The organism is Pigmentiphaga sp. H8, assembly GCF_003854895.1.
Taxonomy (GTDB): domain Bacteria; phylum Pseudomonadota; class Gammaproteobacteria; order Burkholderiales; family Burkholderiaceae_B; genus Pigmentiphaga.
In genome coordinates this window covers 2509348-2534967 of sequence record NZ_CP033966.1, presented here as the reverse complement: position 1 = coordinate 2534967, position 25620 = coordinate 2509348, and the positions used below count along the sequence as shown (strand labels likewise).

Below are 25620 nucleotides of genomic sequence, written 5' to 3'. Positions count from 1 at the left end.
GGCCCAGCTCCTAATCGATGAATCAGCCTATCGTTTCACGCAACAGCCTCATCCAGTTGCCCCCCATGATCTTGTCGATGTCGGCCCGGCCGAATCCGCGCCGCTCCAGTTCGACAATGATGTTCTGCAATCCGGCCGGCGTGCGCATCCACTCGGACCAGCCTTCGTGCGGCGCGATCTCCATTTCCTTGGCCGGCGCGCTCTGGCGCGACCACTTCGCGTAGCGCCACCAGGTGCGCACCGAACGCGGATGGCCGGGGCAATAGTCGGTGCCGATGGCAACCGCGTCCACGCCCAGCAGGTCCACGGTCCAGGCCACCATGTCGCCGAACTGTTCCAGCGTGGTCGCGGCACCGTGCCGGGTCATGTTGCGGTTGGGCGTCAGGCCGATCACGCCGCCGCGCCGGGCCAGCTCGCGCAGGGCCTCGGTCTGCTTCAGGCGGCCCGCGCCATATACCGGCGTGCCCACGTATTCGCGCGGGTTGGCATGCGTGATGGCCACCGGCTTGCCGGACATCTGGATGGCTTCCAGGGTCGTGCGCTCGCCGCAATGCGACAGGTCGATCAGGATGCCGAGCTGGTTCATTTCCTCCAGCGCCAGCTGGCCGAACCGCGACGAGATCCCGGTGTCCTTTTCCTCCCAGTAGCCGCAGCCGATGTAGTTCTGCAGGTTGTAGGTCAGTTGCATCACGCACACGCCCAGTTGCCGGAACATGCCGAACAGGTCCAGGTCGTGCTCCACCGGCGCGGTGTTCTGGAACCCGAACATCACGGCCGTGCGGCCCGAGGCGGCCACGGCCTCGATCTCGGCCACGCTGGCGGCGGGCGCGACGAGGTCCTGGTTCTGTTCCAGCACGACGCGCCATTTGCCCAGCAGGCCCAGGGTCTGGGCGGCGTTCTCCCACACCGCCACCGTGGTGTTCACGCAACCTATGCCGGCCTCGCGCCACTCCTCGAACCAGCGCCGCTCCGGCACCGGCATCGACAATCCGTCGACGATGATGCCGACCTGTTTGTTGACCGTATTCATCTGCATCGTCCTTCGCGCGTCACGCGCATCCTTGGCTGGAGGGGACATGGCGGAGCATGTTCAGGTCCATGTCGTCGTCGGCGGGCGGGCGGCCTTGCAGCGTGCCGTCGTCGCGCAGGATGACCGGCCCGGCATGGCGGCGCGAGACCACCGAGTCCGGCGCCAGCGCCCCGTTCGACAAGGCATGGATGGCGCGCCACAGGCCGCCGTCGACCGGATAGCCGTGGCGGATGGCCCGGGCCAGCAGCGGATCCCATTCGTCCATGCCCAGCGGCCGCGCGGTGTTGAACAGCGTCACCACCGCCTTCTGCCCGTGGCCCTCGCCCTCGTCGGGCTGCGACACCTCGGCGCCCGTGCCGTAGCGGCGGCCCAGCCCGGCCATGACGTGCAGCTCGTGCAGGTCCTGCACGCCCGACACGCGCAGCGTGGCGCGGCCCGCCGACCGGGCGCGCTCCACGCCCAGGTCCATCAGGGTGGGCAGCAGCACCCAGGCGTGGATGCCGCCGCCATCCACCACCAGCGCGCCGTCGTCGGCATCCTGCACCGACACCCGGTCCAGCGACCCTTCGCGCAGCCGTTCATAGCCTTCGTACAAGGCGCGGAACCCGCCCAGCCCCATGGACTGGGAAAGCAGCACCACTTCCCTCACGCCGTGCACGTAGCCGGGCGGCAGGCGGCACACCAGCAGGATGCGGTCTATGCACATGCGCGCCTCGCGCACGGATACATCGAACACGCGGGGAGAATCGACGACTTCCCTGTTCATAGGACGGGCTCCTGGGGATAGAACCAATGGGGATCGGCACCGGCGGCGATGTCGGCGGCCGTGGGCGCGCCCTGGTAGATGACGCCGCGCAGGTTGCGCTGCAGGTAGTCGCGCGTCTTGTCGATGCCGTGTATGCCGATGTTGATGAAACGCGTGATCTCGCACGGCACGAACTGCTCGCCCATGATGTTGGCGTGGGGCGAGTGGAAGGCCAGGCCGCTGAGCGTCTGCACGCGGCTGACGATAAAGCGGTATTCCGGCTTCTCCAGCAGGAAGCGCGCGACGCTGGTGGCGGCCGGACGCTGGGCGATCTCGCGGTCCAGCCCCGTCACCAGGCGCGGCAGGTCCAGCCCCAGGTTGAAGACCTCGCCCGCCTCGGCGCGCGGGCCGCGGCGCGGTTCCTCGGCGGTGGCCGACTTGTACCAGACGAACTTCGACGCGCCCTCGGCATCCAGGTCGATGTCGAAGGCCCAGCCGTATTCGGCATGCAGCAGATCGCGCAGGTGGCCGATGGACATCGACGGATCGGTCGCGTATTCCTCGTCCACCGCCAGGCCCTCGGCCAGGCGGTCGCACAGCTCGGGCACCAGCTCGGTCAGCAGGCCCAGGAAGGTCTCGTAGGCTTCTTCGTGCACCGTGCCGTCCAGCGCGTCGCACAGCGCGGACAAGGGATAGCGCTCGGCATTGCCACGCACCGTGCCGGTGTCGTGCAGCGCCTGTACCTGCGCCCGGATGGCCGCCAGGTCGGCGGCAAGGTCGGCGCTGGCCGTGAACTGTTCATAGTCCATCCGGTCTTCGCGCCGGTAGGCAATGGCCTTGTCCAGCAGCTTGAGCAGCAGCGCCAGCTTCGCGTCGCCTGCCGCCACGCGCAGCCGCTTGGCGCCCACGATGGCCTGTTCGCGCGCCTGTACCCAGTGGTGTACCAGCTTGGGATGGTTGTTCACATACAGGATCAGCCCCAGCGCCGAGGCGTTGCCCACGCCCAGGAAACGCTCGATCTCCGGCGCCAGCCTCGCCGCCGCCGGCGAGGCGCAGCGCGCCAGGTGGTTGACCAGGTCCACCGAGAACACCCGCATCATGTAGGCGCACAGCATCTGCGCGTCCAGCGGCCGCCGCAGCGGATGCGTGCTTTCCAGCGCGCGGAACGAACGGGTGCCGAAGGTGCCGTTGCCGTCCAGCCCGGTATTGCGCATCAGATAGCAGACGTCGGCCAGCGTGGGCACGTCGGGCTGGCGCCCCTGTGCCAGCGACTCGACCGTGTGGTTGAACACGCGCGCGCTGCGGTTCGAGCGGGCCCAGATCAAGGTGCCCGGCGTGGCGCGGCCCGCGTAGAGCTTGGGGATTTCCTCGCCGGTGATGCGGATGTCGCGCTCGGACACGGGCCCTTCGACCAGCGCCGCCATCATGTCCCAGGCACGGCCGATGATGCGGCCCGCCCGCCCCTCCATCTTCGGTTCGAATGAATGGACGATGAAATCGAACGGCATCGCGCCCGTGTCGATGCGGTACAGCGCGGTGCCGCGCGCGCGCTCGTCGATCTGCCAGCGCACCCGCTCGATGGTCCAGCGCTCGCGTATGGCCTTGGCCATCAGCAGCCGGCTCACGCTCAGGCGGCTGGCCTGCATCACCCCCATGCGGGCGGGCGTCATCAATAGATCCGCGCTGCGGATGCGGGGCTCGCGCCCGGCCGCCGCGCCGGCTGGCGCCTGGGCCGCAACGGCCTCTTCCACGTCGGCAAAGTCCATGCATGCTCCTGTCGTCATCGCGCCGGCCACGCGGCGCAAGGGGAAACACCTGGCCGGCTGCCCGGCTTTGATGTATTCTATTAGAATACTTATGATTCTATTTAAATCATTCTATACTCCCCATCCGGGAATGCAAGAATTTTTCTGACGAGGAAGCTGCGCCATGCTCGAAGCGCGCGAGGCCGGGGGCGTCCGGCCGCTCAGTTCGGTACTGAAGACGCTGCAATTGCTGGATCTGCTGGGCAAGTCCGACCGGCCCATGAAGCTGATGGAACTCGCGGCCGCCTCGGGCAGCAGCCGCGCCACGACCTACCAGAAGCTGCTGACGCTGATGGAAGCGGGCTGGCTGGAACAGACCGACCAGGGCAGCTACCGACTGTCGCTGCACGCGGCGCTGGTGGGCGAAACGGCGCTGGTGCAGGCCAATCTGGGGGAACGGTTCGCGCACGTGATGCAGGAGCTGGTCCTGCAGGTGGGGGAGACGGCCTCGCTGGCCGTGCTGAACGGCAATTGCGTGCGGCTGGTGCGCCGCGTGGAAGCACAGCAGGTGGCGGTGCGCGCCGACGTCAAGGTCGGCACCCTGCTATCTCTGAACGACAGCTCGTCCGGCCGGGTGCTGACCGCGCTATCCAGCCCGGCCTACCGGGAAATGCTCCAGCGCCAGGGCGCCGTGCTGGCCAGGCCGGCCATGCTGAAAGAGATCGCGGCGCAGGGCTACGCGGTCTCGGAAGGCACCGACACGCCGGGGGTGCAGTCGGTGGCCATGCCGGTGTTCGATGCCAAGGGCGCGTGCATCGCCGCGCTGTCCCTGGTCACGCCGGCCTCGCGCTTCGATCCGGACAAGCTGATCGGACCGCTGCGCGAGGCCGTGCGGACACTCAGCCAGTTGAAGTGATCCGGCTGGCGCTCAGAGCTGGATGTTCAGCTTCTCCACCAGCCCTCCCCACTTGCGTTCGCCCTCGGCGATGGAACGCCGCGCGTCGTCCACCGAACCGCCCGCCGGCTCGGCGCCTTCGCTCGCAAGGCTCTCCCGGATGGCGGGCGACTTCAACACCTGGTTCACGTCGCGGTTGATCCGGTCCAGGACAGCCTTGGGCGTGCCCGCGGGGGCCATCAGCCCGAACCATCCCACCGCCTCGTAACCCGGCAGGCCGGCCTCGGCTACCGTGGGCACGTCGGGCAGCACCGGCGAGCGCTTGGCGCTCGTCACCGCCAGCGCCTTGAGCTTGCCACCCTTGATGTGCTCGCGCACCAGGGGAAACGGCGCGAAGTTCAACTGGATCTGTCCGGAGATGGTGTCCGAAACGGACGGTCCGCTGCCCTTGTAAGGCACGTGGGTGAGCTTGACGCCCGCCATGGACGCGAACAATTCGCCGAACAGGTGATTGGACGATCCGTTGCCGGACGAACCGTAGTTGAGCTTGCCCGGGTTGCGCCGCGCATACTCGATCAGCCCTTTCACGTCGTCGAACGGCATCTTCTCGTTGGCGACCAACACCACCGGCGGCGTGGCCAGCAACACCACCGGCTCCAGGTCCTTGGCCGGATCGTAGCTCAGGCTCTTGTACAGGCTGCGCGCGACCAGGATGTTGCCGAACGAGCCGAGCACGGTGGTGTAGCCGTCCGGCTTGGACTTGGACACCATCTCCACGCCTATGGTGCCGGCCGCGCCCGGCTTGTTCTCGACCACGACCGACTGCCCCCAGATCTGGGACAGCCCCTGCGCGACCACCCGCCCCAGCAGGTCGGTGTTGCCGCCCGGCGTATAGGGCACGATCAGCCGGCTGGGCCGCGACGGAAATGCGTCCTCCGCCTGCGCTACCGGCGCGGCGCACAGCATGCCGCCCAGCGCGGCGGCCAACAGATGCTTGAAGATCATCGCCCTCTCCTCACGAAGCCGACACGGCGGCCTGTCCATGGCGGCGCTCGTACGAAGTGCCGAACTCGCGCGTCTGGCCGAACACCGCCGGCAACGGCCGGCCGTTGGGCAGGGTCAGCCAGGCGCGCAGCAAGTGCCGGCGACGGGCCGGATCGTCGTGGTCCTGGTACTTGGTACGGGCGTGCAGTACCGAATAGTTGTTGCCGATCTGGATGTCGCCCGGCTCCATGCTGAAGCTCAGCTGGACCGCGGGGTCGTTGCAGATTTCCTCGACCAGCTCGATCGCCTGCGCCTGGGCGTCGGTCCAGCGCGGCACGCCGGGCAGGTCCTGCGCCAGTTTCAGGTAGCGGCGCTTGTACAGGGCGCTGAGCCGGCCTTCGAAGAAATTCAGGATGGGCACCGTCTGGATGCGCAAGCCGCCCCGGTGCTGTCCGCGCGTGTCGAAATGGAAAGGTTCCTGCAGCACGCCGGCCAGGTCGGGCCGGCGCCGCAGCACTTCGTTGTACAGCGCCGCGACGCTGACCAGCTTGCTGACGCCCCCGGACACCGCGGTGCGCAGGCACAGCAGCATGAACGCATCGCCGCCGTCGTTGTGGAAGGTCAGTTCGTCGTCGGTCTGGTAGCTGCGCACCGAGTTGTCGTTCGACACTTTCAGGCCGGTGTTGGTGACGCTGTGCATGCGGTTGCCGGCGCCGTCCTGCTCCTGCGGCTCGCCCAGGTTCACGGACAGCCCCCAGAACAGCAGCCGCGCCTCGTCATCCGTGTAGTCGGCGATGGGCAGGCCGCGCAGCAAGGCGAAGCCGCGGCCGCCCTCGAGTTCCTGGCGAACCTTTTCCAGACGGGCGGCCATGCGCGGGATGGGGAAGTCGGCGGCACCGAACTCGGTCGGTTTCATGCCCTTCGCGCGGGCCGTGGCGGTGGCCTCGGCCAGCTCGCGGATCTCGTCCGGCGCCAGGCGCCAGATCCAGTCGGTGGTACCGGCCAGGCTGGTGCCGCTCCAGGCTTCGGGACCGGTGATGGGTGGCAATGCTTGGGCTGTCATGACGTCTCCTTGGTGGCTGTAATTTTGGACATCTTAACATTGTCGACAATTTTGGACGAATTTGAACCCGAAGACGCCCTCCCGGGCGCCCCGCCCTACACGACGCCGCTGTCCTTCAACAGGCGCCGTATCTCCCGGCTATTCTCGTCCAGCCGCGCGGCCCACAGCCTTTCGGCCTCGTCCGCGTCGCCCTTGCGGATCGCCTGCAACGACTTGCGCCACAGCGCCAGCGAACGCTTGCGGCGCTCGACCGAACGCAGGCCCAGCCGGGTATAGCGCGACATCTGCAACGACAGCGACGTGATCAGCGTGAACAGGCGGTCGTTGCCGCTATGGGCGGCGCAGCACAGCGTCAGGCGCGACAGCGTCTCGCCGAAGGCATCGCCCCCCGCCGGGTCCTCGGCCAGCGGCGCGAGCTGGGCCACGCCCGCCTCCAGGATCGCCACCAGTTCGGGCGACGACAGGACGGCCACGCGCCGCGCCACCACGCGGACCAGGGCCTGGCGCACCTCCTGCAAGTCCTCGATTTCCTTCAGCGACAACTGCGTGGCCTGCGCCCCCCGGCGGGGATGGATGCGCACGATCCCTTCCTTCTCCAGCAGCCGCATCGCCTCGCGCACCGGGCTGCGGCTGACCGCGAACTCGTCGGCCAGGTCCTGTTCGCGTATCCACTCGCCCGGCTCGATGGCGGAATTCAGGATGCGGTCGCCCACGTGGGCGGCGATCTGTTCGGGCAGCGTCAGGGTCTTGGACTGCCCCAGCAGCCAGCGGAAACTGGTCGCGCTGCCTTCGTCGTTGGCCTGCAGGAATGCGGAAGATCGGGTGATAGCGGACGGCTCCATCGAATGCCTTGGTTGGTTGTCTGCGTCGGGCAATCGGGCAGTATACGGCGCAGGGGCGGCGCGGACCGCGCGCCCTATCCGCCGCCGGCCTTGCGCAGGCTTAGCGCGACGTCGAAGAACGACTCCAGCATGCGGCTGTGGCGGCGTTCCTCCAGGCAGTAGAGATAGGTCTCGGTGAAAGCCGGGTCGCCCTCGATCCGGACCGGCACGAAGCGCGGGTCGGGCACGAACTCCGCCTCGGATACGGCGCCTATGCCCATGCCGCGCGCCACCGCCTCGCGCAGCGCCTCGCGGCTGCCGATCTCCATCGCGGTGTGGGGCACCACGCCCTGCCGCGCCAGCGCCTCCTCGACCGCGCGGCGCGTGCTGGATCCGCTCTCTCGCCGCAGCAGCGGCTGGCCCTGCAAGGCCTCCAGCGGCACGCTGGCATGGCCGGCGAAGGCATGGCCGACCGGCACGAACAGGATCACCGCGTGCCGGGCATAGGGCATGGCGCTGAACCCGGGCGCATCGTGGAAACGCGCCAGCACACCGATGTCCACGGTGTAGTCCTCCAGGTCCTTGAACACCGAGGTCGAATTTCCCATGCGTATCGACACGTCGATACGCGGATAGCGGCGGTGGTAGGCATCGGCCATCTCGATCACGTGGAAAGGGCCCACCGCGCCCAGCCTGAGCTGGCCCGCGTTCAGTTCCCCGCTGTCGTGCAGCAGGCTGTAGGCGTCCGCCTCCAGCTCGCCCAGTTGGCGCGCGAGCGGCAAGAGGCGTGCGCCGATGGCCGTCAGCTCGACCCGGTGCCCGCGCCGGTGGAACAGTTCGACGTTGTAGCGGCGCTCCAGCCCCTGCACCTGCGTGGTCAGGGTGGGCTGGCTCATGCCCAGCGCCCGCGCGGCGGCGCTGAAGGTCCCGTACTGGGCGACGGCAAGGAAGGCGCGAAGCTTGGCGGCTGACATCCATAGATTGTGTCTATGGAACGATGACGAAATCGTGAATGTCTTGATAAACCCCTGTCACATTGAGTTCTTAATCTGGCGGCACTCGAACCAACCCCAGCGAGAATCTCCATGTCCCTGCGTTTCCCCCGCCTGCGCCGCGCCCTGCTCGCCCTGGCCCTGCCCCTGCTGGCCGCCGCGCCGGCCCACGCCGCCGATACGTTGACCATAGGCCTGATTCCCGCCGAGGACTCCCAGGCCATGATCGAAAGCAGCAAGCAGGTGCTCGACAGCCTGCAGCGCCAGCTCGGCATGCCGGTCAAGCCCTTCGTCGCCACCGACTACAACGGCGTGATCGAGGCGCTGCGCGCCAAGAAGCTGGACGCCGCCTACCTGGGACCGTTCTCCTACGTGCTGGCCCACTCGGTCGCCAACGTCGAGGCCTTCGCCGTCGCGGTCACCAAGAAGACCGGACAAAGCTCGTACAAGAGCCTGATCATCGCCCGCAAGGACAGCGGCATCGCGACGCCGGCCGACCTCAAGGGCCGCAACTTCGCCTTCGTCGATCCGACCTCCGCCTCGGGCCACCTCTTCCCCAAGGCCGGCCTGCTGCAAGCCGGCTACGATCCCGACAGCTTCTTCGGCCGCGTGGTCTTCTCCGGTTCGCACGACGCCAGCATCCTGGCGGTGGCCAACAAGAAGGTCGATGCCGCCTCGGTGGCCGACCGTATCCTGGCCAGCGCCATCGCCAAGGGCCAGGTCAGGCAGGACGACCTGCGGGTCGTCTGGAGCTCGAACCCGATTCCCGAATCGCCCATGGTCTGGCGCAAGGACCTGGACCCCGCCCTGAAGCAGAAGCTGGCCCAGGCGCTGGCGAACGTCAAGGACCTGCCCTGGGGCGACCAGGGCGTGCTGAACGGCTTCCAGCCGACCAACGACGCGGCCTACGACGTCGTGCGCGAGACCGCCAAGGTACTCAAGCTCGATCTGCGGAGCATGAAGTGATCCACGCGCGCCAGTTGACCAAGCGCTACGGCGACAACGCGGTCCTGCGCGGCGTCGACCTCGATGCCGCGGCCGGGGAATTCGTGGTGGTGCTGGGCGAGTCCGGCGCGGGCAAGTCGACCCTGCTGCGCTGCATGAACCGCCTGGCCGTGGCCGACGGCGGCCAGTTGCGCATGGCCGGCATCGACGCCATGCAGGGCGCCGATACGCGGGCGCTGCGGCGAAGCGTGGCAATGATCTTCCAGCACCATCATGTCGTGCCCCGGCTGACCGCGCTCAAGAACGTCCTGACCGGCCGGCTGGGCGCCATGTCCACGCTGGCCTCGGTGCTCCATTGCTTCCGCGGCGACGACGTGGCGCTGGCGCACGAATGCCTGGCCCGCGTGGGGTTGGCGCACAAGGCCCACGCGCGCGCCGACGCGCTGTCGGGCGGACAGATGCAGCGCGTGGGCATCGCCCGCGCGCTGGCGCAGCAGCCGCGCGTCATCCTGGCCGACGAGCCGGTCGCCAGCCTGGACCCGCACACCTCGCGCAAGGTCCTGCAATACCTGCGCGACGCCTCGCGCGACCTGGGCATCACCGTGCTGTGCAACCTGCACCAGGTCGACTATGCGCGCGAGTTCGCCGACCGCATCGTCGGCCTGAACGGCGGCCGCGTCGTGTTCGACGGCGCCGCCGGCTCGCTGGATCAATCCGGCGTCGATCGCATCTACCGGCACTCGCCCGATCCGGCGGACGCGGGCGGCACCGCCCCACCGCTGGCCGCGCGGTTGGCCGTTCCCTCGGGAGCCCAGGCATGAACACCTCGACCAACCGGTATCGCTGGATGGGTCCCGCCCCGCGCAACGCGCAGGGCTGGATCACCCTGGCGGGCGGCGCCCTGGCACTGGCCTGGGCCCTGCAATGGAGCGCCAGTGGCGCGCAAATCAGCTGGACCGAACTGGCGTCCGGCCTGCCGCAGATCATCGACTTCGCCGGACGCACCCTGCCGCCCGACTGGAGCATGCTGGGTCGCCTGGCCGCCCCCGCGCTGGAAACCGTGCAGATCGCCATCTGGGGCACGCTGCTGGCGATCCTGCCGGCCATTCCGCTGTCCTTCCTGGCCGCGCGCAATCTCCAGGGCCGCCGCTGGGTCTACCTGGCCACGCGCCAGGTGCTGAACGTCGTGCGCAGCATCAACGAACTGATACTCGCGCTGGTCTTCGTCTCGGCCGTGGGGCTGGGCCCCTTTCCCGGCGTGCTGGCCCTGGCCGTGCACGGCGCCGGCATGCTGGCCAAGTTCTTCGCCGAGGCCATCGAGGAAATCGACCAGGGCCCGATCGAGGCGCTGCGGGCCACCGGCGCGCGGCCGCTGCAAGTGATCGTGTTCGGCGTGCTGCCCCAGGTGATGACGGCCTGGATCGCGGTCGTGCTGTATCGCTTCGAGGTGAACCTGCGATCGGCCACCGTGCTCGGCATGGTGGGGGCCGGCGGCCTCGGCTTCGAGCTGGTCAGCAGCCTGAAGCTGTTCCGCTACACCGAGACGGCCACCTGCATCATCGTCATCGCCGCGATGGTGGTCGCCGCCGACGCCGTTTCCAGCCAGCTCCGCCACCGGATCCAACACACCGGCCGGCATTGAGCCCGGCCACCTACCTACCCCGTACCGACCCATGTGGACCTATACCAATCCCGTCGCCGCGCACGTCGGCCGCGGCGCGCTGGACCAGTTGCCGCGCCTGCTGGGCGCGCGCCGCGCCATCCTGGTCGCGTTTCCCGAGGCCGGCCCGCTGGGCCTGGTCGACCGCCTGCGCACCCTGCTGGGGCAGCGCCTGGCGGCCGTCGAGACCGATGTCCTGCCCAACCCCGACATCGCCTGGCTCGGCCCCTTGTATGAGCGCCTCTGGCGCGACCACCCCGAGGTCGAATGCGTGATCGCGCTGGGCGGCGGCAGCGCCATCGACTGCGGCAAGGCCATGGCGGTGCGCACGCCCTCGGGCACGTTCGGCGAACTCCTGCACTGGCTGGAGACCGGCGCGCCCGGCACGCCCCACGGGCACCGGCGGCTGATCGCCGTCCCGACCACGGCCGGCACCGGCAGCGAAGTCACGCCCTGGGCCACCCTGTGGGACCAGGCACGGTCCCGCAAGCTGTCGCTGCACCTGTCCTGCACCTGGCCCGAGGCCGCCGTGGTCGACGCCGGCCTGATGGCCAGCCTGCCACGCGCCGCTACCCTGGCGAGCGGCCTGGACGCGCTGTCCCACGCGCTGGAATCCCTGTGGAACGTCCATCGCAACCCGGTCTCGGCCGCGCTGGCCGTGACCGCCGCGCGCAGCATCGTCCGCACCCTGCCCCGGCTGCTGGACGCCCCGGGCGACCTCGACCTGCGCGAGCGGCTCGCCACCGCGGCGCTCCAGGCCGGCCTGGCCTTCTCCAATACCCGCACCGCCCTGGCTCATTCGCTGTCCTACGACATCACGCTGGAACACGGCGTGCCGCACGGCATCGCCTGCTCGTTCAGCCTGCCGCGCATCCTGGAGCTGGCCTGGGGACGCGACCCCGAGGTCGATGCGCAGATGCTGGCCATCTTCGACGCCGCCAACCGCGACGGCGCCGTCGCCCGCCTGACGGATTTTCTCCAGGCCGCCGGCGTGAACACCGACCCCGCCAGCTACGGCATCGCGGACGCCGACTGGCAGCTTCGCATCGACCATGCCCTGCGCGGCCCGCGCGGCCGCAACTTCATCGCCGCCGCATGACTTCCCTTCCTTCATCGACCCCCACCATGTCCCTCCCCCTTCCCCCCGACCTTCCCGCCCCCCACGCCGTCCAGGCCGTCATCTTCGACTGGGCCGGCACCCTGGTGGATTTCGGTTCCCTGGCCCCGACGCAGATCTTCGTCGACGCCTTCGCCTCCTTCGGCATCGAGGTCGGCCTGGACCAGGCGCGCGGCCCCATGGGCCTGTCCAAGCGCGACCACATCCGCACCCTGCTCGACCATCCCGCCATCCGCGCGCAATGGCTGGAACGCTTCGGCCAGCCGCCGGGCGAGCCCGACGTCGACGCCATCTACCGGCGCTTCATGCCCATGCAGATCGAGAAGGTGGGCGACTATTCGGCCCCCATCCCGGGCGCCGGGGAAACCCTGGCATGGCTGCGCCGGCAGGGCATCCGCATCGGCTCCTGCTCCGGCTATCCGCGCGAGGTCCTGGACGTGCTGCTGCCGATTGCCGCCGGCCACGGCATCGCGGCCGACCACGTGGTCGCCGGCGACGAACTGCGCGCGGGCGGGCGGCCCGGCCCCTACATGGCGCTGGCCAACGTGCTGGCGCTGGGCATCGGCGACGTGCGCGCCTGCATCAAGGTGGACGACACGATCCCCGGCATCGAGGAAGGCCGCAACGCGGGCATGTGGTGCGTGGGGCTGACGCTGTCGGGCAACGAGACCGGCCTCACCCTCGAGGAGCTGTCCGCCCTTCCCCCCGAACACGTGGCGGCGCGGCGCGAGGCGGCCGGCCAGCGGCTGCGGGCGGCGGGGGCGCACTACGTGATCGACAGCGTGGCCGGGCTGCCGGCGGTGGTGGCGCAGATCGCGGGGCAATAACACCGTTAATAGCAAGCCTTCTCTCCGAACGATAGTTCCCCGGCGCAACCGTCATTAGACTGGCGTCGGACACTATGACTGCGCCGCGGCCACGCACCCGGCGCGGCGGAGAGACATGGACTACACCATCACCCTGCATCCCAGCGGACATGCCTACGCCTGTCCGCCCGGCACCCCGGTCCTGAAGGCCGGTCTCGACAACGGGCTGTTCATGCCCTACAGCTGCCGCTCCGGCATCTGCCGCACCTGCCGCGCCACCATCGTCGAAGGCCGGGTCGACTACGGCGACGTCCACCCCAGCTGCCTGGACGAGGACGACAAGCGCCAGGGCTACGCGCTGCTGTGCAAGGCCACGCCGCTGACCGACCTGGTCGTCCAGGTGAACGAACTGGATCCGGCCGACGCCATCCGCTCGAAATACATGCCGGCCCGCGTGCTGAAGATGGAGCGGGCCGCCGACGACGTGATGATCGTCACGCTGGGCCTGCCCATGAACGAGCCCACGCTGTTCCGCGCCGGCCAGTACCTGGACATCCTGCTGCAGGACGGCACCCGCCGCAGCTATTCCATCGCCAACGTTCCCGACAACGAGGGCGTCCGGCAGGTCGAGCTGCACATGCGCCACCTGCCCGGCGGTCGCTTCACCGACCACGTGTTCGGCGCGATGAAATTGCGCGAGATCCACAAGCTCGAGATCCCGCTGGGCTCGTTCTTCCTGCGCGAGCACGGCGACAAGCCCATGATCATGCTGGCCTCGGGCACGGGCTTCGCCCCCATCAAGTCCCTGATCGAACACGCCCTGGCGCGCGGCAACCGCCGTCCCATCACGCTGTACTGGGGCGGCCGCAGGCGCGGCGACCTCTACCTGCACGATCTCGCGCAGTCGTGGGCCGACCGGCACGAGCACGTGCGCTTCGTGCCGGTGCTGAGCGAGCCCACGCCGGACTGCGCGTGGACCGGGCGCACCGGCTTCGTGCACCTGGCCGCCATGGAGGATTTTCCCGACATGTCGGGCCACCAGGTCTACGCCTGCGGCGCGCCGGTAGTGGTGGACGCGGCACGGCGCGACTACGTGGCGCGCTGCGGCCTGCCCCAGGACGAATTCTTCGCCGATGCGTTCCTGACCGCCGCCGACAAGCGCTGACACACGAACTCATGCCTTTGGAACAAGGAGACATCATGCTGCCCGAAAACTGCAGGGTCGATACGCCGGCCCACGACTCCGTGGTCAAGCCCTTCTGCCTGGGCCACGGCACGCTGGAGTGCTACAGCCTGAAGGCCTCGCGCCGCTTCTACGAGGAATTCCTGGGACTGGAATGCGTGCGCCACGGCAAGCCGGCGATGGCGGTGCGCCTGGCCATGCGCTTCCACATCATCTGCGTGGAAGTGGGCGACCAGGTCCACCCCGCCAACCTGCTCAATCACTGGGGCCTGGACCTGCCCAGCCGCGAGGCCGTGAACCAGGCCCACGCCGACGCCGTGCGCCTGCAGGACAAATACGGCATCCGCCAGGTGCTGCCGGTGCAGGACATGCACGGCGTGTACTCCTTCTACCTCGAGGACCTGGACCACAACTGGTGGGAGCTGCAGTGCTACGACAACGGCTTCCAGCACGACGACCTGTTCGACTTCGGCGACCGCTTCTCGATGGACGACGCGGCCGACATCGGCTCGCTGGAAGAACTCAAGATCCGCAACCAGGGTGACGCATGATCCAGCTCGTGACCTTCCTGCACGACGGCCAGAGCCGGACCGGCCTGCTCCACCAGGGCAACATCTACGCCTCGCCGCGCTATGCGCGCGTGCAGGACGTGCTGGACGACTGGCCCCGCGCCGACGGCAAGCTGGCCGTGCTGGCCGGCGACCTGCCGGGCCGCGAGCCGGTTCGCGGCGCCACCCTGCTGGCGCCGCATCCCCACCCGCCCACCATCTATTTCGCCGGCGCCAACTACCGCGACCACGTCGAGGAAATGCAGCGCGAGCTGTCCATGCCGCTGGAGATCGACCCCAAGGGCGCGGGCCAGACGCCCTGGCATGCCATCAAGGCTTCGGGCACCACAGTGGTCGGGCCCGAGGCCCAGGTGCGCGTGCCCGGCGGCGCGCCCCTGCTGGACTGGGAACTGGAGCTGGGCGTGATCGTGGGCAGGACCGCCAAGGACGTGGCCGTCGACGAGGCGATGGACTACGTGGCGGGCTACGTGGTGGCCAACGACCTGTCGGCGCGCGGCCATTTCGGCCGGCCCGGCGTGGCCGAGGGCTCGCCCTTCAAGTGGGACTGGATAGGCCAGAAATCCTTCGACGGCGCCTGCCCGCTCGGCCCCGCCATCACGCCGGCGCGCTTCGTGCCCGACCCCATGGACCTGGCCATGAAGCTGTGGGTGAACGACGAGCTGATGCAGGATTCGAACACGTCGCGCATGCTGTTCAGCATCGCCGACCAGATCGCCCACCTGAGTTCGCGCCTGACGCTGCGGCCGGGCGACCTGATCCTGACCGGCACGCCGGCGGGCGTGGGCGCCGCGCGCAAGCGCTTCCTGAAACCGGGCGACGTGGTGCGGCAATGGATCGAACACATCGGCGAATTCCGCTTCACCATCGTGCAATGAAGCCGGGCGCCGCGATCCGCCGCTCAGGGCCGGAAACCGATGCCGTCGATGCAGTCGACCACCTGTTCCCGGAACCACTGGCTGGCCGGATCCTTATGGAAACGGTCATGCCAGTACAGGGCTACCTCGAAATGGCCCAGCGGCAGCGGCACCGGCTTGACCACCAGCGGGAAATACTTGCACAGCTCCACCACCAGCGACTCCGGGCAGGTCCAGATCAGGTCCGAGTTCAGCACCAGGTGCGGCGCCGCCAGGTATTGCTGCATGCGCACCTGGATCCGATCGCGAGCCCCCACCTCGTTCAATGCGCGTTCCAGCAGAATGTGGCCGCTGCCCGCGTATTCCACCAGCAGATGCTGCTGGGCCACGAAGCGTTTCTGCGTCAGCTCCTGCCGGGCGATCGGGTGGTCCCGCCGCATCAGGCACAGGTAGCGCTGCTTGAACAGCACCTTCCTGTGGATGTTGCGTTCGAGCGCCGGCAGGTAGCCCAGCGCCACGTCGATGCGCCCGGTCGACAGGCCCTGCACGGTCTCGTCGATGGGGGCGAACACGACGTTGAGCTTGACGTCCGGCGCGGCCCGGGCGATGCGCGTGAACAGGCTGGGCAGCACCACCACCTCGCCCACGTCGCGCGTGCGTATGGTGAAGGCCCTGCTCGACTCGGCCGCGTCGAACGACGACAGCATGCCCGACGTCTTGCGTATCGCATTCAGCGATTCGAGCAGCGCGGGGGCGATCTCGGCCGCCAGCGCCGTGGGTTCCATGCGGCGGCCGGCCAGCACGAACAGCTTGTCCCGGTATTCCACGCGCATGCGCTTGAGCGCGCTGCTGACGGCACCCTGGGTCACCCCCAGGTTCTCGGCCGCCAGCGTGACCGAGCGGTCGCGCCACAGGGCCTCGAACACGTACAGCAGATTCAGGTCTTTCACGGCGCGGCTCCTGTCGCGGCTTGGGAAGAACTATCAATTCCGCTAATAGCTTGGAATCATCGCCAGCCCATGGATGACGGGCCGGCGGGCGAGGATACTGGCCAGCCAACGCCGTAACTATAAAACACAGTGATGCCCGATCCGCGCTGGCGCGCGGGCAGGACATTCAAGCAAGGGAGACAAGCATGCGAAGCACTCTGGCATTGACCCTGGGCCTGGCCGCCGCGGCCGCCTGCGGCCCGGCGGCAGCCGATCTGAAGATAGGTTTCCTGGCCACTTTGTCGGGCCCGTCGGCCGACGTCGGGCAGGACCAGTACGATGGCTTCATGCTGGCCGTGGAGCAGATGCAGGGCAAGCTCGGGGGCGTCGCCACGCGCGTCCTCCGCGAGGACGACCAGATGAAGCCCGAGATCGCCGTCCAGGCCCTGACCAAGCTGCTCGACCGCGACAAGGTGGACGTGGTCACCGGGCTGACCTACGCCAACGTGCTGATGGCCCTGCAGGGAAAGATCGCCGGCACCGACGTCCCCTTCATCGGCTCGGTGGCCGGCCCCTCGCCCACCGCCGGCGCGCAGTGCAAGTCCAATCTCTTCATCACCTCGTGGCAAAGCGACACCACCGCCGAAGCCATGGGCAAGTATCTGCAGGACACCGGCGTCGACCCCGTCGCCATCCTCGCCCCGAACTTCCTGGGCTCCAAGGACAAGGTCACCGGCCTGAAGCGCTTCTACCGGGGCAAGGTCGCCCAGGAAACCTACACCCCGCTCACCCAGCTCGATTTCTCGGCCGAACTGGCCGCCACCGGCTCCTCGGGCGCGAAAGGCCTGTTCGCCTTCTTCCCGGGCAGCCAGGGCGTCAGCTTCGTGCGCCAGTACCAGCAGTTCGGCATGCTGCAAAAGCTGCCCATGTACTCGGTGCACACCGTCGAGCCCGGCAGCGTGAACGCCATGGGCAAGGCCGGCGTCGGCGCCATCGTGGCCGAGTCCTGGCAGCCCGGCGCCGACAACGACGAGTCGCGCCGCTTCGTCGCGGCCTTCGAGAAGAAGTACAAGCGCACCCCGACGTCCTACGCCGCGTTCAGCTATGACGCCGCCATGCTGATCGACGCCGCCGTCCGCGCCCGCTCGGGCAACGTGTCCGACCGCCAGGCGCTGGCCGCCGCGCTGCGCGGCGCGCCGTTCAAGTCGGTGCGTGGCCCGTTCCGGTTCAACCGCAACAACTACCCCATCCAGAACTACCACATCTACCAGGTGGTGGAAGGCGCCGGGGGCAAGCCCGCCTTCAAGGTGCTGGTGCCGAACGTGCTGGCCAACCACGAGGACGCCTACGCGCGCGACTGCGCGCTCAAGGCCGAGGGCGCCTGACCGGCGCCGCATCAATCCAGCGTCGCGCCCGCCGCCTTCACGATGGCGGGCCATCGGGCCAGGTCGGCCTCCATCCGGCCGCGAAACGCATCCACGGTGGCCGGCGCGGGCTCCAGCCCTTGCCGGGCCAGCTTGTCGCGCACCTCCGGCCGCTCCAGGATGCGGTTCACTTCCCGGTTCAGGCGCTCGACAATGGCCATGGGCGTGCCTGCTGGCGCCACCACACCGTTCCACACGCTCACGTCGAAATCGTCGATGCCGGACTCGGCAAAGGTGGGCACCTTCGGCAGTCCGGCAAAGCGCGTGGGCCGCGGGATGGCAATGGCCTTGAGGCGGCCGGTCTCGATCTGCGGCAACGATGTCGCCAGGGCATCGAACATCAGGTCCACCTGCCCGCCCAGCAGGTCCTGCATGGCGGGCGCGGCGCCCTTGTAGGGAATGTGCCGCAGCGAGATCCCCGCCCGGGTATTGAGCATCTCGCCCGCCAAGTGGGCGATGCCGCCGTTCCCCGTCGAGGCGAAAGTCAGACCGCCGGGCTTGGCACGGGCCAGGCGGATCACTTCCTCCAGAGTGTTGGCGGCAACGGTCGGGTTCGCAACCAGCACGACCTGGTTGGTGCAGGCCATGGCCACGGGCTGGAAATCCTTGCGAGGGTCAAACCTCAGCGATCGGTACAGCGCCGGATTGATCGTCAGGATGGCCGAGGTCGCGAAGAACAGCGTATAGCCGTCGGCCGGTGCACGCGCCACCTGCTCGGCAGCGATGTTGCCGTTGGCCCCCGGACGATTCTCCACGATCACGGGCTGGCCCAGGGCCTGGGCCAGCGGCTCGGCAATCAACCGCGCAGTCGCGTCCGTGCTGCCGCCCGCGGGAAACGGCACCACCATGCGTACCGGCCGGTTGGGATAGGACTGGGCCTGGACCGCCGTCCATCCAAATGAGCACAGGACGGCCGCGCCCAACATCAGGCGTCCCGGAAGTAGTCTCGCCATGTTTTTTCCTTTTGATGTGCCGCGCTCAGCGGCTGGCTGGCGCGATGCGCACGCGCTGGTCGATCGCGCCGAACACCGATCGCCCCGCATGATCGACCGCGTCTATGGTCACCCGGTCGCCATCGCCCAGGTAGGGGTGCAATTGCGTCTCCGGCACGCCATCCAGCATCTGCCGTACGCGCGCCTCGGTAATGCAGGCGCTGCCCGCGACCGGATCGGCATTGCTGATGGTGCCGGCCCCGACGATAGTGCCCGCGCCCAGTGCCCGCGTGGCCGCCAGATGGGCGATGATCTGTCCGAAATGGAAGACCGCCTCCTCGCCCGACCGCAGGTCGCCGAACGGCGCGCCGTTGATGCGCACGCGCACCCGTAAATCCGCCATCGCGCCCCGCCAGGCCTCGCCCAGCACAGCCGGCGACACCGCCACCGGCGCGAAGCTCGTGGCCGGCTTGCCCTGGTAAAACCCGAAACCGCGCGCCACTTCGCCCGGGATCAGGCCCCGCAGCGATACGTCGTTCAGCAACACCACCAACGCGATGTGGTCCAGCGCCCGCGCGGCGTCCACGCCCATGGGGACGTCCGTCGTCACCACCGCGATCTCGGCTTCCAAGTCGATGTCGTGCGAGGCCTCGGCCGCCACGATGTCCTCGGTGGCCGACAACATGACATCGGAGCCGCCCTGGTAGACCATCGGAACTTCCTCGTAGCGCGGCGGGATGGGCTCCTTGCGCCACTGGTAGATCAGCCGCGCGTGGTTGCGGTAGACCGAGGCATCCGCCCACTGGTAGGCGCGCGGCAGCGGCGCCAGGCAGCGATCCGGCGCGAAGGGTTCGGCACCGGCCCAGTGCGCCTCGTCCTGCCGCGCCCGTAGCGCATCCAGCCCGGGCGCGGCCCGTTCCCAATCGTCCAGCGCATCCTGCAAGGTCCTGGCCACGGCGCCCGCCGGCACGCAGCCTCGCAGGTCCGGACTGACCAGCACCAGCCGGCCGTCGCGCGAACCATCGGCCAGCGTCGCCAAGCGCAGTGGATAACGTCCGGCCTTCATGCCCGCCCCGCCACGCGCGCGCGTTTTTCCCGATTCCATTCCGCCAGCACGCCGTGCGCCGCGTCGGCATAGCCTCGTACCGTGGCGGGCTCGGCCACCTCGATGGTCAGCTCGACCCGCAGGCCGTTGGGGTCGAAGAAGTAGATGGATTCGATATAGCCGTCGTGGTCGATAACGCCGATGGACTCCACGCCATGGCTGCGCAGGCGGGCACGCATGTCCTCCAGGCTGCCCCGGTCGGGCACCCGCAGCGCGATGTGCTGCACCCAGGCCGGCGTGTTGGCGCTGGGCAGCGAGGCCGCGTCGTCGCCCAGATCGAAAAAGGCGATGTGCGAGCCATCCTGCATGCGGAAGAAGATGTGTACGTAGGGGCAGAATTCGCCCGTGCTGGGCACGTTGTCCTTCTTGATCACGTGCACCAGCGGCAAGCCGAGCAGGTCCTCGTAGAAGTGCCGGGTGGCCTCGGCGTCGCGGCAGCGCCATGCGAAGTGGTGCAAGCCGCAGACCGGGCGAGCGTCGGGTATGGTTGGTTCAGCCATGGTTCTAATCCAGGGAAATGTGATTGGCCTTGATGATGGGCCCCCACTTGCGCGATTCGGCGCGGGCCAGCGTACGGAACTGCTCGGGGCTGCCAGGGGTCGGTTCCAACCCGAAATCGGTGAAGCGGCTCATCACCGCGGGGTTCTTCAGCGCCTTGTTCAACTCGCCGTTCAGGCGGCGCACCACGTCGGCGGGCATACCCGCTGGTCCCAGCACGCCCTGGAAGGCAAACACGTCCACGTCCTCCACGCCCAGTTCAGCCAGGGTGGGCACGTCCGGCAGCACCGGCGTACGGTTGCGCGTGCCGATGGCCAGCGGCCGTACCTTGCCGCTCTGGATGATGGACAGGCCGGAGGCCAGGTCCAGGAACATCGCCGGCACATGCCCGGCCATCACGTCCTGCATGGCGGGCGCGGCGCCGCGATAGGGGATGTGGGTAATGAAGGTCTTGGTGCGGTGCTTGAACATTTCCATCGCCAGGTGATGAGGCGAACCGTTGCCCACCGACGCGTAGTTCACCTTGCCGGGATTGGCCCGCACGTAATCCAGGAACTCCTTGAAGTTGCGAGCGGGAAAGGCCGGGTTCACCACCAGCACCAGCGGAAATTTGCCGATCGCGCCGATGTAGGTGAAGTCCTTCTCGGGGCTGAACGGCAGGCTCCTGAACAGATGCTCGTTGAAGGCCAGCACCGCGTTGTCGCCCGACATGATGGTATAGCCGTCGGGCCGCGACCGCGCCACCAGGTCCGCGCCCACGTTAGTGGCGGCTCCCGGACGGTTCTCGATCACGATCTGCTGGCCCAGGCCGGCACGCATGGACTCGGCCAGCGTGCGCGCCAGGTTGTCGGTGCCGCCGCCCGCGGGGTAAGGCACCACCCACTTGATCATCTGCGAGGGATAGTCGCCCTGGGCCAGGATGGCCGGGGCCCAGGCCAGCAGCATCGCCGCCAGGCCGAACTTGCGTCTATGCATGGTTGTCTCCGTTGTCGTTGAGGGATGAATGGCTAGCCGGCCCACGCTCCGCCCGGCGCGGACGGCGAAGGTTCAGGCAACTCCCGCAGCGCCTCGTCGATGGCGGCCAGGCAGCGTGACTCGTCACCCACCTGCTCGAACAACAGCAGCGCCAACCGCGCCAGGAACAGCGGCTCGCGGTTTTCGCCAGCCTCGGAAACCGCCTGTGCACAGCGGGTGTAGACGCGATCGCGCGCCAGATCGTCCAGATTCATGAAGGTCCTCTCAGTCTTGGGCGGGCAGCCCGCACGCTTGCCGCAGCGCTCGAAGCACGGCCGCCGGCTCGGCTCGCCGCCAGCGGGCCGCCACATGTCCGTCGGGCCTCAACAGCCAGGCGGCGCCCTGTCCACCCCCATAGGCGGCCCGCATGCGATGCTTCGGATCGGCCACGGTATCTCCGATGGCTTTACCGGCACGGCTGGAGACGCGCAGCACCCGCAGCGGCAGTTCCTGTCCGTCGAACACCGCGCGCATGCGGTCACATGACTCGCCCTCCTCGTCGAACAACAGCAAGGTGAATCGTCTCCCGCCCTCCTCCGCCACCGTCGTGGACAGGTGCGGCAGGCCGTCGCCCGGCAGCACGTCCAGCAGCGGCGCGCCCGGGGCAGGCCCTTCTCCCGCGCCTTCGTCCGGGCTGGACAACGGCGATTCCGCATAAGTGATCGCATGGGTCTGCCGCGGGTTGATCAGGCGCGCGATGCCCTCGTGCCTTTCAGCCAGCGACAGGCAGGCCTCGCGCATCAGATCGAAGCCGCGTGACGGCGGCGACATGAATTCGGTGCTGCGCATCGCGCTGGCGGCATTGATGTGGAAGGCTTCGAGCCGTTCGTCGCTGTAGCTGTCCAGCAGCGCTTGGCCGCCCTGCCCCTTGATCGCATAGGCCAGCTTCCACGCCAGGTTGTCGGCGTCGTCGAACCCCGAGTTCAGCCCCCGCACACCGAAGATGGGCATTGCGTGGGCGGCATTGCCGGCGAACAGGATGCGGCCATGCCGGTAGCCATCGATGGTCATCGCGCCGGCGCGATAGATGGACGTCCAAACCGGTTTCCATGGCAGGTGTCCCTCGCCGATGGCGTCCAGGTGACGCTGGACGAACTCGCGCACGCGCTCCGGCCGCAGGGCGTCCTCCGCATTCTCGCCCGGCCGCACCTGATAGTCGATGCGCCAGATGTCGTCGGGCTGCCTGTGCATGAGGATGGTCGAGCCGCGCCACCAGGGCGGATCGAACCAGGCGCGCCGTTCGGTGGGTGCTCGGCTGGGCAGTTCGATGTCGATGATGACGTAGCGGCCATCGTAGCCGGTACCCGCCATGGACAGGCCCAGCTCGCCGCGCACGAAACTCTGGCCGCCGTCACAGGCCACCAGCCAGTCGGCCTCGGCGGCGTAGGCGCCCAGCGCGTTCTCGATCTCGACCCGCACACCAGCCGCGTCCTGCCGCAGTCCCGTCACGCGCGACGCCCAGCGCACCTCCACGCAACCGGGGTCCGACACATTGCGGGCATCGATGGCGTCCAGCAGGTACTGCTCGATGTAGTACTGCTCCAGGTTGACCATGGGCGGAAATTTCTGCGCGTCGTCCTGCGGCATCGAGAAGCACAGGACTTCGCTTCGGCCGTAGTAGCTGCGGCCCGTGGTCCAGGCCAGTCCCTTGCGCAGGAAGGCATCCGCCGCCCCCAGGCGCGCCAGGATTTCCAGGCTGCGCCGCGAGATACAGGCTGCGCGGCTGCCCTCGCAGACGGTGTCGTCGGCCTCGACCACCACCGAGCGCACACCTTGCCGCGCCAGCCCCAGCGCCAGGGCCAGGCCCACCGGCCCGCCGCCGGCGATCAGGACGGGATGGCGCCGCTCGTCCACGTCGTCGCGCAGCACGGGCAGGCGCGGCGCGTGCCGGTGGTAGATGAAGGGGCCGATGCGGTCGAGTCTGGCTGTCATGCTGTGCCGTGCTGTTCGGTGATGGACGATGCCGGTATTCTTCAGTAAAGCCGTGCCCGAGTTGTCGTCATTTATTACTACATGAATACCCCTAGCCCCCGCGCATCATGAAACGCTGGAAAGTCGTCCCGATCTCGGACACCGTCCCCTCCGCCTTCGCCGTCCGCGCCATCGCCGGCATAGGCACGCCGTCGCTGGCCGGGTCGTTTCTTTCGGCCATGCAGGAACTGCTGCCCGCCAGCCACTGCACCGTCTTCGCTCTGGAGGCGAACGGGCGTGTCGCGGCAGTCTCCACGGCCAGCGCCCACGGCCAGGTCGCGGCGGTGACGGCGGCCGAGTACTACCGCAACCGCTTCGACCTGCAGGATTCGAACATGGTGTGGATGGCCCGCAAGAAAGCCCCCGCGCGACCTCAGACCTGGCTCAGCCACCAGTACGCCGAGGACGTCCGCAACCCTCACTACCGGGACGTCTGCTATACCCAGCCGGGCATACGCGAACGGACCTCGGTGCTGCTGCTCAATCCCGACGGTGGCCGCATCGCGGTCAGCTTCTACCGCAACCTGGCCTACAAGCCCTTCGACGAACAGGATTTCCACATCATCACCACCTGCGCGCCGGTGCTGCAGGCGGCGGTTACCGCGCACGTGCGAGCGGCCTCGGAACCGACGGCGGGCGATACGCTGCATCACAAGGTGTTGTCTCTGCTGGCCAACCGCGAACGCCAGGTGGTGGCGCATCTGCTGGCGGGCAAGACCTCGCGCGCGACGGCCGAATTGCTGGGGCTGCGGTTGACCACCGTGCTGACCTACCGCTACCGCGCCTTCGCCAAGCTGGGCGTACGCACCCAGCGCGAACTGCTGGCGGCCTTGGACAGCCTGCCGCTGAACGTGACGGGCCGAGGCGTCGGGTCCTCGCGCCCCTAGTGGTGCCGCCAGTAGCCCTGGAGGTCCTCGGCCACCGGCATGACCGCCAGCAGGCCCAGCAGCACCGCCAGCGGCACGGTCGACACGAAGCCGAAATAGGCGAACGACAGCGCGCCGCCCACGCCGCCCGCGAAGAACAGGCCGACCAGCATGACCAGCACGCGCAGCTTGGCGCGGTCGGCCTTCACGAAATGCCCGGGATCGGCCTCGCGCGAGGCGTTCCAGTAGAACAGCTTGCCCAGTTCGATGCCGATGTCGGTCACCATGCCGGTGACGTGGGTGGTACGGATCTCGGCGCGCGAGATCTTGGTGATGATGGCGTTCTGCAAGCCCATGATGAAGCACAGCAGCATGACGGTGGCCGGCACCGCCAGCCAGCGGAACTGCTCGATGTTGCCCCCCAGCAGGCCGAAGCACAGCAGCAGCCCGGCCTCCAGCAGCAGCGGCAGCGCGTACTCGCTGGCCAGCCGCGAACGGCGGCCGAAATTGATCAGCACCGCCGACGTCCCGGCGCCCAGCACGAAGAACAGCAGCGCGGCCAGTCCTTGCAGGAAGAAGGCCACGCCGCCCAGGGCCAGATGGTCGGCCATGGACGACAGGATGCCGGACATGTGGGAGGTGTATTGCTGGACCGCCAGGAAGCCGCCCGCGTTCACCGCGCCGGCGACGAGTGCCAGGATGTAGGCGAGGTGGCGGTTGGCCTGAGGCGTGCGCTCGACGGCGGTCAGTCTGCGTAGGTAGAACAAGGGCATGGCGCGGGCATTCCGGGAACGGCGCCGGCGCCTGGGCCAAGGGGCCGCGCCGGACGACCCGCCAAGCATAGACGTTTTCCCGCCTCCTGCGGGAGGCGCCCGCCTCAGTCGGCCTTGCCCTTGCCGGTCTTCTTCGGCGCCTCGGTGCGCGGGGCGGCGCCCAGCAGCAGATCGGCGCCGCTCATGCGCTCCATCCAGGACAGGGTATCGGCATACGACAGGAAATGCCGCAGGTATCCCGGCGCCAGGTCGTGCATCAGCATCAGCGATTGGTGCACGAGATGCAGCGAGTTCAGCGGCCCGGCGTTCTCGGGAACGTTCTCCAGGGCCTGCCGCAGTTCCCTGCCCACGCGCAGCTCGGCCCACAGGCCCCGGAAGTAGTCCAGCACCGCCATGTCGCCGGCGGCGTCCTGGAGCGCGGCGCCGTTCGCCGACAGCAGATCGACCAGCGTGGTCAGGCCGTCTGCCGGCACGGGCGCCGCCACGGCTTCGCCCGCGCCCGCCGCCTGCTCCACGCAGCGGGCATAGTCGTCCAGCACGCCGGCCAGCTTCTCGTCCAGGACTCGGCGCGCCTCGCCCTCGTGCCCGGACGCCCGCCGCGCCAGCGCCTCGATGAAATGGAAACGCAGCGGATCGACGCGATCCACCCCCTGCCCGCGCCAGGTGTCGAGCAGCGTCGCCGCGTCGGACACGGTGTCC

At 68.6% G+C, this 25620-nt stretch carries 27 protein-coding genes; 11 read left to right on the top strand and 16 right to left on the bottom strand.

What is annotated here, in order from left to right:
• Window positions 1-22: 22 nt before the first annotated feature.
• Genes EGT29_RS12075 through EGT29_RS12065 form a run of 3 tightly spaced genes read right to left on the bottom strand, consistent with a single transcriptional unit; the run spans window position 23 to window position 3541 of the window.
• A complete protein-coding gene (locus tag EGT29_RS12075; RefSeq protein WP_161567801.1) occupies window positions 23-1030 on the bottom strand; it encodes a dipeptidase in 1008 nt (335 codons plus the stop codon).
• Between the two features lie 19 nt (window positions 1031-1049).
• Entirely contained in the window at window positions 1050-1796 is a 747-nt protein-coding gene (locus EGT29_RS12070; RefSeq protein ID WP_124689226.1) for a hypothetical protein, read from the bottom strand.
• Window positions 1793-3541: a hypothetical protein gene (locus EGT29_RS12065; RefSeq protein ID WP_238160381.1), complete on the bottom strand. Its 1749-nt coding sequence runs from the start codon at window positions 3539-3541 to the stop codon at window positions 1793-1795. Before EGT29_RS12065 ends, EGT29_RS12070 begins: the two co-directional genes overlap by 4 nt.
• Window positions 3542-3704: 163 nt before the next feature.
• On the opposite strand from EGT29_RS12065, the gene EGT29_RS12060 reads away from it, so the two are divergent.
• Window positions 3705-4436, top strand: a complete 732-nt coding sequence (locus tag EGT29_RS12060; protein WP_124689225.1) for an IclR family transcriptional regulator — start codon at window positions 3705-3707, stop codon at window positions 4434-4436.
• Window positions 4437-4448: 12 nt separating this feature from the next.
• On the opposite strand, the gene EGT29_RS12055 is transcribed toward EGT29_RS12060, so the two are convergent.
• The 4 genes from EGT29_RS12055 to EGT29_RS12040 form a co-directional block, all read right to left on the bottom strand.
• The gene (locus EGT29_RS12055) at window positions 4449-5420 is read right to left on the bottom strand and encodes a tripartite tricarboxylate transporter substrate binding protein (protein ID WP_161567800.1); all 972 of its coding nucleotides are present in this window, start codon (window positions 5418-5420) and stop codon (window positions 4449-4451) included.
• Between the two features lie 10 nt (window positions 5421-5430).
• Window positions 5431-6462 (bottom strand): TauD/TfdA family dioxygenase, encoded by a 1032-nt coding sequence (locus tag EGT29_RS12050; protein WP_124689223.1) that lies wholly within the window; start codon window positions 6460-6462, stop codon window positions 5431-5433.
• A gap of 95 nt (window positions 6463-6557) precedes the next feature.
• A complete protein-coding gene (locus EGT29_RS12045) occupies window positions 6558-7304 on the bottom strand; it encodes a GntR family transcriptional regulator (protein ID WP_124689222.1) in 747 nt (248 codons plus the stop codon).
• 74 nt (window positions 7305-7378) lie between these two features.
• Window positions 7379-8257 (bottom strand): LysR substrate-binding domain-containing protein, encoded by an 879-nt coding sequence (locus tag EGT29_RS12040; protein WP_124689221.1) that lies wholly within the window; start codon window positions 8255-8257, stop codon window positions 7379-7381.
• A 111-nt stretch (window positions 8258-8368) separates the two neighbouring features.
• Between EGT29_RS12040 and phnD the strand changes: the two genes are divergently transcribed.
• The 8 genes from phnD (at window position 8369) to EGT29_RS12000 (ending at window position 15430) form a co-directional block, all read left to right on the top strand.
• Window positions 8369-9241, top strand: a complete 873-nt coding sequence (gene phnD, locus EGT29_RS12035; protein ID WP_124689220.1) for a phosphonate ABC transporter substrate-binding protein — start codon at window positions 8369-8371, stop codon at window positions 9239-9241.
• Window positions 9238-10041, top strand: coding sequence for a phosphonate ABC transporter ATP-binding protein (gene phnC / locus EGT29_RS12030; RefSeq protein ID WP_124689219.1), 804 nt, complete (start codon window positions 9238-9240; stop codon window positions 10039-10041). Before phnD ends, phnC begins: the two co-directional genes overlap by 4 nt.
• Entirely contained in the window at window positions 10038-10862 is an 825-nt protein-coding gene (gene phnE / locus EGT29_RS12025; protein ID WP_124689218.1) for a phosphonate ABC transporter, permease protein PhnE, read from the top strand. Before phnC ends, phnE begins: the two co-directional genes overlap by 4 nt.
• 31 nt (window positions 10863-10893) lie before the next feature.
• Complete coding sequence (gene psrA, locus EGT29_RS12020; protein WP_124689217.1) at window positions 10894-11979, top strand: iron-containing alcohol dehydrogenase PsrA; 1086 nt, start codon at window positions 10894-10896, stop codon at window positions 11977-11979.
• A 26-nt stretch (window positions 11980-12005) separates the two neighbouring features.
• Complete coding sequence (gene phnX / locus EGT29_RS12015) at window positions 12006-12824, top strand: phosphonoacetaldehyde hydrolase (RefSeq protein ID WP_124689216.1); 819 nt, start codon at window positions 12006-12008, stop codon at window positions 12822-12824.
• 115 nt (window positions 12825-12939) lie between these two features.
• Window positions 12940-13968, top strand: coding sequence for a CDP-6-deoxy-delta-3,4-glucoseen reductase (locus EGT29_RS12010; RefSeq protein WP_124689215.1), 1029 nt, complete (start codon window positions 12940-12942; stop codon window positions 13966-13968).
• Window positions 13969-14003: 35 nt separating this feature from the next.
• A complete protein-coding gene (locus EGT29_RS12005) occupies window positions 14004-14537 on the top strand; it encodes a VOC family protein (RefSeq protein ID WP_124689214.1) in 534 nt (177 codons plus the stop codon).
• Window positions 14534-15430 carry a fumarylacetoacetate hydrolase family protein gene (locus EGT29_RS12000; protein ID WP_124689213.1) on the top strand — a complete coding sequence of 299 codons (897 nt, stop codon included), beginning with the start codon at window positions 14534-14536 and terminating at the stop codon, window positions 15428-15430. Before EGT29_RS12005 ends, EGT29_RS12000 begins: the two co-directional genes overlap by 4 nt.
• Window positions 15431-15453: 23 nt before the next feature.
• Here the strand turns inward: EGT29_RS12000 and EGT29_RS11995 are convergent, their stop codons facing one another.
• The gene (locus tag EGT29_RS11995) at window positions 15454-16359 is read right to left on the bottom strand and encodes a LysR family transcriptional regulator (RefSeq protein ID WP_124689212.1); all 906 of its coding nucleotides are present in this window, start codon (window positions 16357-16359) and stop codon (window positions 15454-15456) included.
• A 185-nt stretch (window positions 16360-16544) separates the two neighbouring features.
• On the opposite strand from EGT29_RS11995, the gene EGT29_RS11990 reads away from it, so the two are divergent.
• A complete protein-coding gene (locus EGT29_RS11990; protein ID WP_124689211.1) occupies window positions 16545-17723 on the top strand; it encodes an ABC transporter substrate-binding protein in 1179 nt (392 codons plus the stop codon).
• 11 nt (window positions 17724-17734) lie between these two features.
• Here the strand turns inward: EGT29_RS11990 and EGT29_RS11985 are convergent, their stop codons facing one another.
• From EGT29_RS11985 to EGT29_RS11960, 6 genes are read right to left on the bottom strand one after another with little or no spacing between them, the layout of a single operon-like run.
• Complete coding sequence (locus tag EGT29_RS11985) at window positions 17735-18715, bottom strand: tripartite tricarboxylate transporter substrate binding protein (RefSeq protein ID WP_161567799.1); 981 nt, start codon at window positions 18713-18715, stop codon at window positions 17735-17737.
• Between the two features lie 25 nt (window positions 18716-18740).
• The gene (locus EGT29_RS11980; RefSeq protein WP_124689209.1) at window positions 18741-19760 is read right to left on the bottom strand and encodes a fumarylacetoacetate hydrolase family protein; all 1020 of its coding nucleotides are present in this window, start codon (window positions 19758-19760) and stop codon (window positions 18741-18743) included.
• The gene (locus tag EGT29_RS11975; protein ID WP_124689208.1) at window positions 19757-20299 is read right to left on the bottom strand and encodes a VOC family protein; all 543 of its coding nucleotides are present in this window, start codon (window positions 20297-20299) and stop codon (window positions 19757-19759) included. Before EGT29_RS11975 ends, EGT29_RS11980 begins: the two co-directional genes overlap by 4 nt.
• Before the next feature lie 4 nt (window positions 20300-20303).
• A complete protein-coding gene (locus tag EGT29_RS11970; protein ID WP_124689207.1) occupies window positions 20304-21272 on the bottom strand; it encodes a tripartite tricarboxylate transporter substrate binding protein in 969 nt (322 codons plus the stop codon).
• Window positions 21273-21304: 32 nt separating this feature from the next.
• Complete coding sequence (locus tag EGT29_RS11965) at window positions 21305-21526, bottom strand: hypothetical protein (RefSeq protein WP_124689206.1); 222 nt, start codon at window positions 21524-21526, stop codon at window positions 21305-21307.
• A gap of 10 nt (window positions 21527-21536) precedes the next feature.
• Window positions 21537-23243 carry an FAD-dependent monooxygenase gene (locus EGT29_RS11960; RefSeq protein WP_124689205.1) on the bottom strand — a complete coding sequence of 569 codons (1707 nt, stop codon included), beginning with the start codon at window positions 23241-23243 and terminating at the stop codon, window positions 21537-21539.
• Window positions 23244-23350: 107 nt separating this feature from the next.
• Between EGT29_RS11960 and EGT29_RS11955 the strand changes: the two genes are divergently transcribed.
• Complete coding sequence (locus EGT29_RS11955) at window positions 23351-24169, top strand: LuxR C-terminal-related transcriptional regulator (protein WP_124689204.1); 819 nt, start codon at window positions 23351-23353, stop codon at window positions 24167-24169.
• Here the strand turns inward: EGT29_RS11955 and EGT29_RS11950 are convergent.
• The gene (locus tag EGT29_RS11950) at window positions 24166-24921 is read right to left on the bottom strand and encodes a YoaK family protein (RefSeq protein WP_124689203.1); all 756 of its coding nucleotides are present in this window, start codon (window positions 24919-24921) and stop codon (window positions 24166-24168) included. The two genes, EGT29_RS11955 and EGT29_RS11950, sit on opposite strands and share 4 nt — an antisense overlap.
• A 104-nt stretch (window positions 24922-25025) precedes the next feature.
• Window positions 25026-25613: a DUF2894 domain-containing protein gene (locus tag EGT29_RS11945; RefSeq protein ID WP_238160380.1), complete on the bottom strand. Its 588-nt coding sequence runs from the start codon at window positions 25611-25613 to the stop codon at window positions 25026-25028.
• Window positions 25614-25620: the final 7 nt, after the last annotated feature.